This window comes from Chryseobacterium sp. HNCC26DJ238, from assembly GCF_057180465.1.
In genome coordinates this window covers 112,355-126,718 of sequence record NZ_JBXUGI010000002.1, presented here as the reverse complement: position 1 = coordinate 126,718, position 14,364 = coordinate 112,355, and the positions used below count along the sequence as shown (strand labels likewise).

Annotated in this window: 13 protein-coding genes; 3 read left to right on the top strand and 10 right to left on the bottom strand. The window is 37.5% G+C overall.

Annotated elements, in window-relative coordinates; all coding sequences use genetic code 11:
- Positions 1-19 precede the first annotated feature (19 nt).
- The 3 genes from AC2A07_RS02205 to era form a co-directional block, all read right to left on the bottom strand.
- Positions 20-2,422, bottom strand: coding sequence for an alpha/beta hydrolase family protein (locus tag AC2A07_RS02205; RefSeq protein WP_484049020.1), 2,403 nt, complete (start codon positions 2,420-2,422; stop codon positions 20-22).
- Between the two features lie 190 nt (positions 2,423-2,612).
- Positions 2,613-3,041 carry a DoxX family protein gene (locus AC2A07_RS02200; protein WP_484049019.1) on the bottom strand — a complete coding sequence of 143 codons (429 nt, stop codon included), beginning with the start codon at positions 3,039-3,041 and terminating at the stop codon, positions 2,613-2,615.
- Positions 3,042-3,108: 67 nt separating this feature from the next.
- Positions 3,109-3,984, bottom strand: a complete 876-nt coding sequence (gene era, locus AC2A07_RS02195) for a GTPase Era (protein ID WP_484049018.1) — start codon at positions 3,982-3,984, stop codon at positions 3,109-3,111.
- Positions 3,985-4,587: 603 nt separating this feature from the next.
- Between era and AC2A07_RS02190 the strand changes: the two genes are divergently transcribed.
- Positions 4,588-5,151, top strand: a complete 564-nt coding sequence (locus tag AC2A07_RS02190) for a Crp/Fnr family transcriptional regulator (RefSeq protein ID WP_484049017.1) — start codon at positions 4,588-4,590, stop codon at positions 5,149-5,151.
- 124 nt (positions 5,152-5,275) lie between these two features.
- Positions 5,276-5,602 (top strand): DMT family transporter, encoded by a 327-nt coding sequence (locus AC2A07_RS02185; protein ID WP_484049016.1) that lies wholly within the window; start codon positions 5,276-5,278, stop codon positions 5,600-5,602.
- An 88-nt stretch (positions 5,603-5,690) separates the two neighbouring features.
- Here the strand turns inward: AC2A07_RS02185 and AC2A07_RS02180 are convergent, their stop codons facing one another.
- The 5 genes from AC2A07_RS02180 to gpmI all read right to left on the bottom strand — a co-directional run bounded on the left by AC2A07_RS02180 (position 5,691) and on the right by gpmI (position 10,618).
- Positions 5,691-6,458, bottom strand: coding sequence for a class I SAM-dependent methyltransferase (locus AC2A07_RS02180; protein ID WP_484049015.1), 768 nt, complete (start codon positions 6,456-6,458; stop codon positions 5,691-5,693).
- On the bottom strand, positions 6,458-7,267 hold the full coding sequence (map, locus tag AC2A07_RS02175) for a type I methionyl aminopeptidase (RefSeq protein ID WP_484049014.1): 810 nt from the start codon (positions 7,265-7,267) through the stop codon (positions 6,458-6,460). The genes AC2A07_RS02180 and map overlap by 1 nt, the downstream gene beginning before the upstream one ends.
- An 88-nt stretch (positions 7,268-7,355) precedes the next feature.
- A complete protein-coding gene (locus AC2A07_RS02170; protein WP_314490549.1) occupies positions 7,356-7,787 on the bottom strand; it encodes a BT0820 family HAD-type phosphatase in 432 nt (143 codons plus the stop codon).
- 160 nt (positions 7,788-7,947) lie between these two features.
- Positions 7,948-8,925, bottom strand: coding sequence for an acyl-ACP desaturase (locus tag AC2A07_RS02165; protein ID WP_484049013.1), 978 nt, complete (start codon positions 8,923-8,925; stop codon positions 7,948-7,950).
- A 151-nt stretch (positions 8,926-9,076) separates the two neighbouring features.
- Entirely contained in the window at positions 9,077-10,618 is a 1,542-nt protein-coding gene (gpmI, locus tag AC2A07_RS02160; RefSeq protein WP_484049012.1) for a 2,3-bisphosphoglycerate-independent phosphoglycerate mutase, read from the bottom strand.
- A gap of 236 nt (positions 10,619-10,854) precedes the next feature.
- Between gpmI and AC2A07_RS02155 the strand changes: the two genes are divergently transcribed.
- On the top strand, positions 10,855-11,178 hold the full coding sequence (locus tag AC2A07_RS02155) for a translation initiation factor (RefSeq protein ID WP_484049011.1): 324 nt from the start codon (positions 10,855-10,857) through the stop codon (positions 11,176-11,178).
- 2 nt (positions 11,179-11,180) lie between these two features.
- Here the strand turns inward: AC2A07_RS02155 and AC2A07_RS02150 are convergent, their stop codons facing one another.
- Together AC2A07_RS02150 and AC2A07_RS02145 are read right to left on the bottom strand one after the other, a co-directional pair.
- A complete protein-coding gene (locus AC2A07_RS02150) occupies positions 11,181-12,080 on the bottom strand; it encodes a leucine-rich repeat domain-containing protein (RefSeq protein ID WP_484049010.1) in 900 nt (299 codons plus the stop codon).
- A 106-nt stretch (positions 12,081-12,186) separates the two neighbouring features.
- A complete protein-coding gene (locus AC2A07_RS02145) occupies positions 12,187-14,340 on the bottom strand; it encodes an alkaline phosphatase PhoX (protein WP_484049009.1) in 2,154 nt (717 codons plus the stop codon).
- Between the last annotated feature and the right edge of the window lie 24 nt (positions 14,341-14,364).

The following is a 14,364-nucleotide window of genomic DNA, read 5'->3' as shown; positions in this document are numbered from 1 at the left end:
AGCGAGGCGTATTTATTATTTATTTCTTAAGGCATTTCTCCAAAAACTGATCCTGTTCCCAAAGAAGGTGGAGGATATTTTCTTTAGCGGCATAGCCATGTGCCTCTTTTGGGAGAAGAACCATCTTTACAGGTGCTCCGAGGTTTTTCAGTGCCTGAAAATATCTCTCAGTCTGCAACGTAAATGTACCGGGGTTGTTATCAGCATCACCGTGGATCAGCAGCAGTGGTGTTTTCATTTTATCTGCATTCATGAAGGGTGACATGGTATTGTAAATCTCCGGTACATCCCAGTAATTCCTCTGCTCACTCTGGAAACCAAAAGGAGTCAGAGTCCTGTTATAAGCTCCGCTTCTGGCAATTCCGCATGCGTAATCTTTAGAATGAGTCAGAAGGTTGGCTGTCATAAATGCACCGTAAGAATGTCCTCCTACTGCTACCTTATTTCTGTCGATATATCCTAACTGATCCACAGCATCGATCGCTGCTTTTCCATTGGCAACCAACTGTGGAATGAAAGTATCATTGGGTTCGGTTTTCCCTTCTCCGATGATGGGGAACGCTGCATCATCCAGAACTGCATATCCTTTTGCTGTCCAGTATACAAATGATCCATAGTACGGGAAGGTAAAATCATTAGGATTCTGGGTATTCTGTCCTGCTGTATTTTTATCTTTATATTCTGTCGGATATGCCCAGATCAGTAATGGAAGCTTTTCCTTTTTAGCTTTTCTGTCATAATTTGCAGGCAGATAAAGTGTTCCGGTCAGTGTAACACCATCATTTCTTTTGTATGTAATTACTTCTTTGTACACATCCTTTATACTTTCAAACGGATTGGCAAAATTGGTAACGGCTTCGGTTTTATTAGATTTGATGTTTTTCCTGAAGTAATTTGGATATTGACTTGCCGACTGCTGAATCGTCAGAACATCTCCTTTTGACGGGTTGATGATATCAATTATTTCTTCTTTGGCTCCTTTAAGATTTGAAGTGTACAATCTTTTCTTCTTTAAAGATTTCATATCTATTTCATCGATAAAAGGATGCTGTCCTTCTTTTGTAAAACCGGCTCCGATAAGATAGGCTTTGTCGTTTTTCATATCCAGAACATATCTTCCGAAATCATTTTTGGTGGTATTGAAGCTTCCCGGATCACTATAGACATCCTGATAATTACGGTCTTCAATAATTTGAGATTTTCCGTCATTTAAATCGACAAGATAAGATTTTGTGTTCCTTGTATCATACCAGCCTTCTGAAACAACCGCATAATGGTTATTGGTCCAGCTTGTCCCTTCGTATCTCTGCTTTGTTTTAAAGAACGATTTCGGCTGAGCAGAAAACGGAGCCTCCCATGTGAAAATTTCGTCTCTGTAATCAACTGTTTTCGACTGGTCTCCGCCATCGAGTGCTTCAGCAAAAACCAAAGTTGCGGGTTGGTCAGCTCTCCAGCTCATCTCTCTTTTCCCGGTTCGGACGGAAGAAAAACCTTTAGGCATAATTTCATTCAACGGAACTTCATTTACAGTTTTCACAACATTTCCACTGTTATCGTAAACTGTAGTGGTCATTGGAAACCTGTTTAGAGGAACAATATAAGAAAACGGTTTCTTGATGGTCGTCAGCATTAAATAATTTCCGTCAGGAGAATAGCTGATTCCGGAAAACATATCCTGATCTTTTATCTTTTTAAGATTTCCGTTCATGTCCACATGATACAATTCTGAGGCAGTAAGGATTTCAAAATTCTTTTCATCCTGCGGATTTTTAAGAAGATCCTGATAGGTTCTGTTCTGAGAAACCTTTCCGTCGGCAGTAGAAACAATCGGTCCTGTGGGCAGATCTTTTGAAGAGTCGGATAATTTGGCTCTGTTCTCAGGAAGAACCTTAATCAGAAAACTCTGAGAATCTTTCATCCAGCTATATGGGTTTCCTAAATTGGCATTCAGATAATCTTTGGTTATTTTCTTGGCCGTCGCATCTGCAAGATCAACAACCCAGAGCTCTACACCTTTATCGGTCGTATTTGTAAAGGCTAATTTTTTCTCATCAGGAGAAAAGGAAGTATTGGTAATTTTAGGGTTTGCAGGCAGCCCTTTAACCTGGACTTCCGTTTTATCATTCATCTTTCTTACTTTAAGATTGTAAGAATATGAAGTTGTACTCGAAATATTGGTAACAGGATTGATTCTCAGACCGCCTAACTTCATTTCCTGCTGGTTAAGATCATCAAGGGTTTTGTAAGTCGGGCGGTAGACAAAAACTACCCAGTCTTTTTTTGAATTGGTAAGGACGGTCGGAGGTCTGTCATAATCTGCCAGTTTAAGAATTTCTGCAGAGGGTTTTTGGTAAGAAATATTTTCCTGCGCTTCATAAAAGTTCAGAAATGCCAATAAACAGATGCTTAGTTTGATTTTCATTATCTTTTTGATTTGTTACGAATTTAATGAAAAGTAATTAATCATAAAAGACAGAATAAATATTTAAAATCAAACAATGATTAATAACAATTATGGTCTGATACCGGCAATCCGGCTGTTAAAAAACCATCGGTTTTATTCATAAAAAAAGCGGCAATCAATTACCGCTCTGTATATTTAAAAGTATGACCTACCATTCTGATGATCTTCTCTTATTTTCAATCATACCGTCAACAGAAAACTTGCCTGCTCCTAAGAGCATAATAAACAGGTAAATGGTGAGATAGAGAAAACTTAATTCCCTTTTATCAAAAGGATCGGCTCCATGCACGAAAAAGCCTGCTACAACCATCGTAAACATCAGAAAGCCTGTTGCTATTCTGGTGAACAAACCCAATATGAGAAAAATAGAACATACAAATTCAGCGAAAACAGTTAAACCCAAAGAAATTTGCGGACCCAATCCTAAGAAATCAAAAAACTTAATATCGCCTCCTTCCAATAACATCTGAAGTTTCGGAAAACCGTGAGACAGCATTGCAAAACCTATAAATAATCTTACTGCCAATAATGTGATGTCTATAAATAGGGGATTAGTTTTTGAGTTGGAATAGCTCATTGAATAAAATTTTAGTTTAAAGTTAATAAAATTCCTGTTATTTCAACGATGATTATTGACTTTTAGTCTATCTGTAACCGAAATTTTTCAAATCTCTGTCGTTCTTTCTCCAGTCTTTTTTCACTTTAACAAAAAGATTTAAATGAATTTTTTTTGAGAAAAATTTCTCAAGATCTATCCTCGCTTCAGTACCTACTTTTTTGATCGCTTCTCCTTTATGCCCGATGATAATCCCTTTCTGGGTATCTCTTTCAACATAGATAATAGAATCAATAAAGATAATCCCTTCATTTTCTTTAAACATTTCGGTTACCACTTCTACAGAGTATGGAATTTCCTTCTCATAATTCAGAAGAATTTTCTCACGAATAGCCTCGTTCACAAAGAATCTTTCAGGCTTATCGGTATACATATCTTTATCATAGTAGGCCGGGCTTTCCGGTAACATTGATTTTAATTTTGGCAAAATAATATCTGTATTGAAAGCATTTAGTGCAGAAATAGGAAGGATTTCCGCTTTCGGAATTCTTTCGTGCCATTCTCCTACTAATTTCTCCAGGCCTTCCTGATTAGTCTGATCTACTTTATTCAGTAACAATAAAACCGGTACCGGGATTTTGTTGAGTTTTTCTATTAAAAATTCTGAAGGTTCAGATTTATCTGTAACATCTACAATGAAAAGAAAAATGTCTGCATCCTGTAAAGAATCTTTTACAAAATCCATCATTTTTTCCTGCAAACCGTATTTTGGATCTAAAACCCCGGGAGTATCAGAAAATACAATCTGTAAGTCTTCTTCATTATAAATTCCGAAAATTCTATGTCTGGTGGTCTGTGCCTTTTGGGTAACGATTGCCAGTTTCTCCCCCATCAATTGATTTAAAAGGGTTGATTTTCCGGCATTTGGCTTTCCAACGATATTTACAAATCCTGCTTTATGCATATAAAAAAATTAAGTCGTTTTTATTACGATTCGCAAAGTTAGTAAAACAAAATCGGTCTTGTGGTCTATATTAAAATTTGATGGTAAAAAAAACTGCTTTTGACTGAAAATTCGTTTAAACCTGGCACGTAAATAACCTCAGTTCGGAATAGGGCTTTATAAAAACGTAACGCTAAACAAAAAATACTAATCACATGATTTTTAAAGGTTTAGAACAAACAAAGGTATGAAACTTATCAGGGTAATACAAAATTCTTGTATCTCTTTGATAAACGAAATGGCATTGTCTAACTTTAATGCGTTTCAAGAGAAGTATTTCTTTGTTTTTCTTTGCGAAAAAATAGCGTTATTTTGAAAATCAATTATTTAAAAATTATTGATACGAAATCAGGTTAAATAAATAGATTTTTATCTCTGAATTATGGAATATATACTTTCATTCGTACTTTTGAACTGATGTAAAAAACCAAAAAAAGAGCCTGCAGCTCTGTCCCAAATTTCAAATATTTTTTTTAGAATTATGAAGATCCAAATAAATCAGGCGAAACTGAATTTAATTGCAAAATAAAGAATGGTACATTAAATTTAAATAACTTCACCCCTATGAATATTGAAGAAATAATTGATAACATTTATCCACTTCCTGCAGCTTCCCAAAGAAATCTCAAGCAGCATATTACTGAAGTTAAACACCCTAAAGGATTTACTTTAATGGAGTCTGACAAGGTTATTCCTCATATTTATTTTTTGAAAAAAGGAATTGTCCGTGCTTTTGCATCCACGGAAAATAATGACATTACTTTCTGGTTTGGTTCGGAGGGAGATCCTGTGGTTTCAATGAAAAGTTACGTTGAAGACAAACCTGGATATGAAAGTATCGAACTTCTGGAAGACTGTGAATTTTACCGGCTTGAAACTTCAATGCTGAAAGCTTTATTTAATGAAGACATTCATTTGGCCAACTGGGGAAGAAAATTTGCCGAAAGGGAATTGATGAAAACTGAAGAACTGATTATTTCAAGACAGTATAAAACTGCTCTGGAGCGGTACAAAGATCTGCTTAGAGATAAACCTTATCTCATCCTGAGAGTTCAGCTGGGACATATTGCTTCATACCTTGGAATTACACAGGTCAGTCTAAGCAGAATCCGTTCGGAATTGAAATAATTGTTATCATTCACTTCTGAGCTTTGAATAAGATAAAATGATATCTCAGTCAGATTCATTTTTTAACAATTGTAAAATGTATACCGGAACAAAATCCTCAACTTTGCCTGTAAATTAGTAAGGAATGAATTGGATTATTTTAATTATTGCAGGTCTGTTTGAAGTAGGTTTTGCATCATGTTTAGGAAAAGTAAAAGAAACTTCGGGAAACGAAATGTACTGGTGGTTTGGGGGATTCCTTGCCTGTCTGACCATCAGCATGCTTCTTCTGATCAAAGCTACTGAAACTTTACCCATAGGAACGGCTTACGCAGTCTGGACAGGAATCGGTGCCGTAGGTACAGTACTAACGGGAATTTTGATTTTTAAAGATCCGGCAAGTTTCTGGAGAATATTTTTTATCTGCACATTGATTGGTTCAGTAATCGGTTTAAAGGCTGTTTCTCACTGAGAGAATAAGTAAAAACTCTATACGAGTTTCAGAAAAATACTGGCTGCAGCAGTAAACGAAAAAACGTCTTCAAATTGAAGACGTTTTTTTATTTTTTATAAACCACCGGTAAAATCTCATTATGGTTGAGTCCGTACTTTCTAATTTCTGCATCAGAAAACTGTTTCGAGTAGAAATTGGGTTCTGTTTCAAAACCTGCTTTTCTGAGGCGGTCAAAATAATCCATTCCATACCAGCGGACATGATCATACTGTCCGAAATGCTTCTGACGTTCTTTGGGATCTTTTATCGTGAAATCTTCATAGGTTTTCTCCAGTGAATTTTTCATCGGAACCTGAATAATCCCCCATCCTCCGGGCTTTAGAACACGGTATAGTTCACTCATCGCTTTGGCGTCATCTTCAATATGTTCCAATACATGGTTGCAGAATATAACATCAAAACTCTCGTTTTCAAATGGTAGATCTAAAATATCTGCTTTCACATCTACAATCGGAGAATATAAATCTGCAGAAATATAGTTGAGATTGCTCATTCTCTTGAATTTTCTCAAAAACTCCTGTTCAGGAGCAATATGCAGGACTTTACAGTTTTTGATGAAAAAATCGGTCTCGTTCTGAAGGTAGAGCCACATCTGCCGGTGTCTTTCCAGACTTAAAGTTCCGGGAGACAAAGCATTTTCTCTTTGTTTTCCGTAACCATAGGGTAGAAATTTACGGTATGATCTTCCATCAATCGGATCAAAAAACTGATCCCCTTTAAAAAACTGATAAATCAGCGGGCGCGCCCAGACACTCATCTGAATAAGCATTGGGCGTGGAATTTTATTCAATAAAAACTTCGTGAGCTTTTTCATTAAAAATCCATTTGGAATGGCATTTCTTCATCGCTTTCTATCCCTAAAGCTTCGTGAACATATTTAAAGGTAGACAGCAAAACAGGTTTACCGTTCACCACTGCTACATCATGCTCAAAATGTGCTGATGTAAGATTATCCAGTGTTGTTACCGTCCATCCGTCATTGTGAAACTTCACTTTTTCAGTTCCCATATTGACCATAGGCTCAATAGCAATCGTTAAACCGTCTTTGATTATTTTACCGCTGCCCTGTCTTCCGTAATTCGGAACATTGGGCTCCTCGTGCATTTTTTTTCCTAAACCATGTCCCACCAATTCTCTTACCACACCATATCCTTCTCTTTCACAGTGCGACTGGATCGCATGGGAAATATCCCCGATCCTTTTTCCTCTTACACATTGTGCAATTCCTTTGTAAAGGGATTCTTTGGTTACTTTAAGCAGTTTTTTGATTTCCGGCTTTACTTCACCGATCTCAAACGTATAGGCATGGTCACCGACATAACCGTTTAAAACAGCTCCGCAATCTACAGAAAGCACATCACCTTCCCTGATTTCTTCTTTATTAGGGAAACCGTGAACAACCTGATCATTAGGAGAAATACACAATGAAAAAGGAAAACCTCCATATCCTAAAAATGCAGGTTCAGCGCCATGGTCTTTGATAAAATCATGGGCTAATTTATCTAAATATAAAGTGGTAATCCCGGGCTTGATTTCTTTTGCCAACATTCCTAATGTTCTGGAAACCAATTGAGCACTTTCTCTCATCAGACGAATCTCGTCTATCGTTTTTAATTGAATCATCTTATAAATTTACCAATGTAAAAAATGTTTCAGTGTACCGATTGTATAAAGATCATTAAATCGCTACACTGATATATTGTCAGGTATTCTACCAGAACAAACCTTTTTTCTTTTCTTTTTTAAGTTTTGAATAGGCTAAAACTTCTTTTCCGTCAACCCGGAATTCTATTCTTTCATTAATAATATTGTAAATCTCCCCCCATCCCGGGAAGCCCCCAAGGTTTCGGTCGTCAATAAACCAATCTGCATCAAGCTTTCTTGACTGGGTTTCGCTATCAAAGACTTCTCCTTCAAAACTGGAGTTGATGGCATAAAACTCAATCCCGTTCTTTTTGCAGAATTCTACCGCTTCATCAAGAGTTTTGCCGTGTCTGTAGGTCCACAGTATTAATCTGAACCCTTGAGACTGAAGTTTTTTCAACGTTTCAAATGCAAAAATTTTAGCTTTTCCAATTCCCGGATATGCATCATCCACGATTGTTCCGTCGAAATCTACAGCAATTTTTTTATTACTTAACATTTTGTTCTTTTTTAGCTTGGCAAAGATAATAAATAAAAAAGAGTGTCGGAAAAACATCCGTCACTCTTCGTTATAATTTATGTTAAAATGCCTTTAAATCATTTTAGCTTAGCACAATGACCTAAAAACAGATGGTTAAATCATTTATATATATTGATCACTACTGTTTTACCCAGCTGAACTGAAACTGAAGGTCGGGCGTAGAAACACGGTCAGTGATTTTCTGTAACCTGGAGGGAAGCTTCATCAAATATTCCTGTGCTTTTTCAGCTTTTTCAGTAAGACCCGTTATATGTTCGATTTTCCATTCATCCAGCAGTTCTTTCATAATATTGATATAATCCTGTCCTGTATATACCATACATCTCTGTGCGGCATCTGAAAAATGTCCCCAAAGCTCACCTGCTTTCTGACCGGACTGTCTCATCAAATGCGCAGGCATTACGATTTTCTTACGCATCATATCTTCAAAGGCAAGAATCATTTCAGACGGATCCAGTTCAAGAATTTTTGCCACAAAATGTTTATATGCTTTTGCATGTCTTGCTTCGTCTGCAGCAATGACCCCACACATTTTAGCGAGTTTTCCGTTACCTGACTGTTTGGCAAGTGTACCTACCCTTCTGTGAGAAATATTGGTTGCTGTTTCCTGAAAACTGGTATAGACAAAGTTTCTGTAGGGATCCATACTCGTCCCCAAATCAAAACCATCACTGATTAAATATTGAGTAGTGATCTCCACTTCTCTCATATTGACTCTGCCACACAGATAAAGGTATTTATTCAATAAATCTCCGTGACGGTTTTCTTCACCGGTCCATGATCTCACCCAGTTTGCCCAGCCTACTTTCTCTTCCTGATTGACACCATCTACCCCCATGAGCCATGATTCGTAAGAAGGCAGCGCTTCTTCAGTGATACAATCGCCGATCAGGGTCACGAAAAGATCATACGGCATTTCACGTGCAAAAGTCTGAATTTCATCTAAATCGTATTTAAAATTTTCACTTGAAGGGTCAGGTAAATAATCTGAAGGCTGCCAGATCTTTTCGATCGGCGTCAAAAATTTATCAAGAAAAGAACCTACTTCCTTTTCCAAAATACCCATGACCTCTTTTCTTACGAGTTTATTGTACATTCTTAAATACGTTTATAATTTACAAAGATATTAATATTTTATTATTTGGAGCATACTATTAGATGTCTCTCATAACATGTCTGATCAAAATCATAAAAAATATACCGTTATCTGTAAGGATAACGGTATATGTATAATAATCGTATATTATTTAGCTGACTAAAATATCACCCGTCATAATTGCAGGAATCTCAATTCCCATTACAGATAAAATCGTAGGAGCCATATCTCCCAGTTTTCCGGGCTTTAAATTCCATTGATGATCCTTATCCATAACAATTAAAGGAACCAAGTTGGTCGAATGTTGTGTATTGGGAGAACCGTCTGCATTGATCATCACATCAGAATTTCCATGGTCAGCAAGAATAAAGACAGCATACCCATGCTCGTAAGCTGTGGTAGCAACTTTTTCAATACACTGATCAACAGTTTCAGCGGCTTTTACTGCTGCTTCAAAAACTCCTGTATGACCTACCATATCGGTATTGGCAAAATTGAGACAGATAAAATCTGCTGTTTCATTCTGCAGTTCCGGCAGTATTGAGCTGGTAATTTCGTAGGCTGACATTTCAGGTTTCAAATCATAAGTAGGAACATCTTTCGGACTTGGACACAAAAGCCTTTTTTCGCCCTCAAACTGTTCTTCACGGCCTCCCGAAAAGAAAAAGGTGACGTGCGGGTATTTTTCGGTCTCTGCAATTCTGATCTGGGATTTCCCATTTCTTTCAAGAACTTCACCCATCGTCTCTTTCAGCACATCTTCATCAAAAACCACTTTTACATTTTCGTAAGTTTTATCGTAATTCGTTAAAGTAACATAATGCAGATTCAGCTTTCTCATAAAATATTCCGGCATATCATGCTGGCACAGAACCTCGGTGATTTCTCTTCCCCGGTCTGTACGGAAATTGAAACAGATCACAACATCGTTATCCACTATTTTTCCTACGGGAACCTCATTTCCGATTTGTGTATCCTTAACCAATATGATCGGTTTAATAAATTCGTCGGTGATTCCCTCTTTGTAAGATTTTTGAATGATTGAATCCACATCGGTGGTTCTCTCTCCTATACCATTTACCATGGCATCGTAAGCCAGTTTTACACGCTCCCATCTTCTGTCCCTGTCCATCGCATAATATCTTCCCACCACTGTAGCCAGCGCTCCGGTAGTTGTACTCATGTGATCCTCCAGTTCTTTGATAAACCCTGAACCTGAGTGTGGATCGCAGTCCCTTCCATCTGTAAATGCATGGACATACACATTATCATGCAGTCCGAATTCACCGGCTGCAGTTAAAAGCCCCTTCAGGTGATTAATATGGGAATGTACGCCTCCGTTAGAAACCAATCCTATGAAATGCACGTTTTTATTCTCGGTTTTAGCATAGGCAAAAGCTTCCTGAATGACTTCTTCATGTCCCAAAGTTCCGTTTTCGACAGCCATATTCAGTTTAACAAGATTCTGATATACCACTCTTCCGGCACCCAGATTCATGTGCCCTACTTCAGAATTCCCCATCTGCCCTAATGGAAGTCCTACTGCAAGACCACTTGCCTCTAAGGTGGTGTGCGGATATTTTTGATAACAACTGTCTATAAATGGTGTATTTGCCTGAGCCAATGCAGAAACTTCAGGATTTTGACCTAAACCCCATCCGTCAAGTATGGCCAGTATTGCTTTTTTTGACATTTTAAATTTATTTTTATACACAAATTTATCTATTTTAAAGTGAATTGAAGAATTTGAGAGACTTAAATTTTCATTAAAAAACTTCGTAAATGTACTGAATGAAGTAATATTCAATCAGAACATCCATTACCCATGAAAGTCTTTGGAATCATTATTTTCCCATTTTTTTGTTAATTAAGGTCTTTAATGCTATGGATAAAAATTAAACCTTTTAAATATTTTATTAATTTTGCGGTATGGATTTACGTGATCAACTCAAAAACCTTTTTCCTGAACATGAAGAGCAGGATTTTCAGATGCCTGAAGAACAGTTTAAGCAGAAAGAACCCCTGGTCTGCAAGTTTGAAAAGAAAGGCAGAAACGGTAAACCGGTAACCATCGTTGAAGGTTGGGAAGGAAGCGAGGAAGATCTTAAGAAGATTTCAAAAAAAATAAAAACCACTCTTGGAATCGGCGGTTCTGAAAAGGACGGTACAATTATTATTCAGGGGGATAACCGTGATAAAATCATGGCAATCCTGACGGATATGGGTTTTAAAACGAAAAGAGTAGGCGGATAGCTTTAAAAATAAATCTGTGTCTCCGGCATTAATTCTTTGAGTTTCTGAATCGTTGACGGATCCATCGGATTTCCAGCCAGGATCAATGTTTTAAGTTTTTTTAGCTTTTGAAATTCATATGGGAGGTCTTTCAGCTTATTATTGGCGAGATTCATGCTGACGATCCCTTTCAACCTTTTTACTTTAAAGGAAATTTCTTTCAGATTGTTATTGCTGACATTTAAAAATTCAAGATTTTCAGAATTAAATAAAGATTCAGGAAGTTTTGTAATCGTATTCTGCTGAAGTTCGAGGTATTTAATTTTGTCAGGAAATTTCACACCGGTCAGATCATTGATCTGATTGGCAGAAAGGTTTAAATATTTTAAATTTTTAATTTTATATAAATCCTGCGAAACAAAACTGATCTGATTACTGCTGAGATTGATTTCTACCAATGCCGGAACTTGTAACAGTGCTTCCGGAAAGACATTCAGATTATTGGCATCGAAATGTACTACCTGCAGCTGCTGAAGTTTTGCCAAATTGGGATTGATCCCGGTAAGACTGTTGAGGTTCATCGAAAAAGTAGTCAGTTTTTTTAAATCACCTATTTCATCAGGAATAAATTTAATGCTGTTGGCATTCATATTCAGAATTTCCAGTTCTTTTAGCCTGAAAATCCCTTCATCCATTTTCTCTAATCTGTTTCCCATCAGGTTGAGGAAAAAAAGTGAATCCATCTTTACGAGATCAGGGGGAATATTAAACATTCCTTTTTCTCTGAAGCTCATGCTATATACCGTTTTATCACTTTTCAGGGCATCTTCAATGTTGGTATAGGTGGGATATTTAATGGGATCAATCTGTGCTTTACTGTTATAAAAACTCAGAAAAGCAATGATGATTGTTATTTTTTTCATGTGTGATCTTTGCTTGAAAACAATTGGTTTTACTGTAGATTTTCTATAAAACAGAAAAAAGCCACCGACAAAGAAAATGCCGGCAGCTGAGAAAGAAAATTAGTAATTATTTTTTGAGAATTTTCACGGTTTTAATGAATCCTTCAGCTTCGATATTCAACATCAAAACTCTTGAAACCTGAAGTTGAGAGGTAAAATCTAAATCGAGGGATAAAGTATTTCCTGTGTATTTCTTCTGATAAACAATTTTACCATCCATGCTGTACGCAGTGACCTCAAGGTTTTTCAGAGCTTTAGGAGTATTGATTTTAACCAATCCTGAGGTAGGATTCGGAGAAACGGTAACCTCTGTTTCTTTGACAGTTTCGGTTGTTCCCAATACGCTGCCAGCACCTAAGAACTGTTGTAAAGCAATCACCATGGTAGCTGACTTCCCTTTGTAATCAATTGTATTACCTGTTGCATCTACATCTAATGCAATGGTTGAACTCGGATGCTGAACAGAGAAGAACCCAAATTTATGATCCGGTGTAAAGGTAAGACCTGTAGGCTCAGAACCTGCCGGCATAGAAGCAAATAATCTCACTTTAGGATTAGCTGCGGTATGATCCGGAGCCACTACCCAGATATAGTTTTTACCCCCGTCCTGAAGAACCCAAAGGTTTCCCAATTCATCAAAAGTAAGGTTGTCATTACCGTCACCCCATGTTTCAGTTTTGATTCCCTCCGTTGTGTTGAAAGAATACTGAGTGTTTAATCCACCTACAAAAACTTCCACCTGTGATGCAGTAGTACCGTTATCCTGCATTCTGTAAACTTTATTCAGACCCTTTGCTGTAAAATAAACCTTATTATCAAGCGGGCTGATTTCAACATCTTCAATACCGTTGAATGAGGTTCCGCCAAGCGATGCAGCTAAAGAGGTTGTATTATTCTGATCTGCCTGTGTTTTATTGGGAATCTGAATCCATGTGCCCGTACTGGCTACAGGATTTCCACTGCTCAGACCCTGATCTAATTTCAGAACATATAAATTTCCTGACGAAAGATTGTTCGGAGTATCCATCACATATTTATACACCATGTTTGTTCCGCCGTCTTCCCCGTAATAAGCGACAGTTCCTGTATTGTTGATCACCACATTTTCGTGGTTCATAATTCCCATCTGCCACAATTTATCTTTTGTACCGTTGGAATTATGAGAAAGTACCTGTGCAGTTGCAGGATCTATTTCAACCAGCCATCCATAGTCTTTATAACCGTCGGCATTGGTATCATTAGAGGTTACAGATTCTTCTGCCGTAACGATTGTTCCCCATGGGGTAACACCGCCTGAACAGTTTCTTATCGTCTGAACCAGACTTGAAGCAGAAAAGCTTACTCCTCTTGATTTGGTCAGCTGCCAGAGTTTGGTTGAAGCATTATAGTTAATTTCAGCCATTGTAACTCCACCGGGATTCGTCTCGTGATTCACCGACAGATAACCATTGGTACTGCTTGCATTTTTTGCAACATATCCTGTGAAATCATTCTGTCCTCCGACAAGTCCGCCACCTTCTGTATAAGCATCCCCTTCTTTCAGAATCATCTGGAATTTATGTTCTGCTGGAATGATTAACTTCGAAGTCTGTGATGTAGGAACGATAGAGGTAAAACAGCTGATATGACCTCCTGTACAGGTGGTACTTACCGGAGGGGTAACAGCTGTCGTTGTATTTTTAAGATAAGCATCTATTGTTAAATCTGAACTTCCTGCGCTTCTGTTATGTAATTCAATTGAAATCCTGTTAACTCCCTGTACAAATTTACTTTTTGGAATAGAGAAGATGTTAATCGCTGTTTCTGCGGCACCGTCAATCGTTGTACTAGAAAAAGTTCCGTGAGTTACCGTTCCTGCAGGCATATTGTCTCTGATCACTTCTTCACCGTTCAGATAAACAATAATACCGTCATCTCTTCTTACTCCAAATTCAAGAGTTGCACTGAGGTCTGCTAAATTTACTGTAAAATCTTTTGCAAAATAAGCGGTAAGTAATCCTGAATTGATGGTTGTAGTTACAGGATCTCCGTAACCTAAAGGTCCGTTTCCTGCAGGCCACGCTGAAATATTGAAGTTGGCATCTTTCCACTGTGGTACGGGTGCAACGTTAGTGTCGTTATAACTCCATGATGATCCCTGACTGAAAATGGTCGTCTGAGCATGAAATGCTGAGCCTGTCATTAATACAAGTGCTGCAACAGAAAGTAATTTTCTTTTCATTTTAAATACTTTTTATTTTTCTGT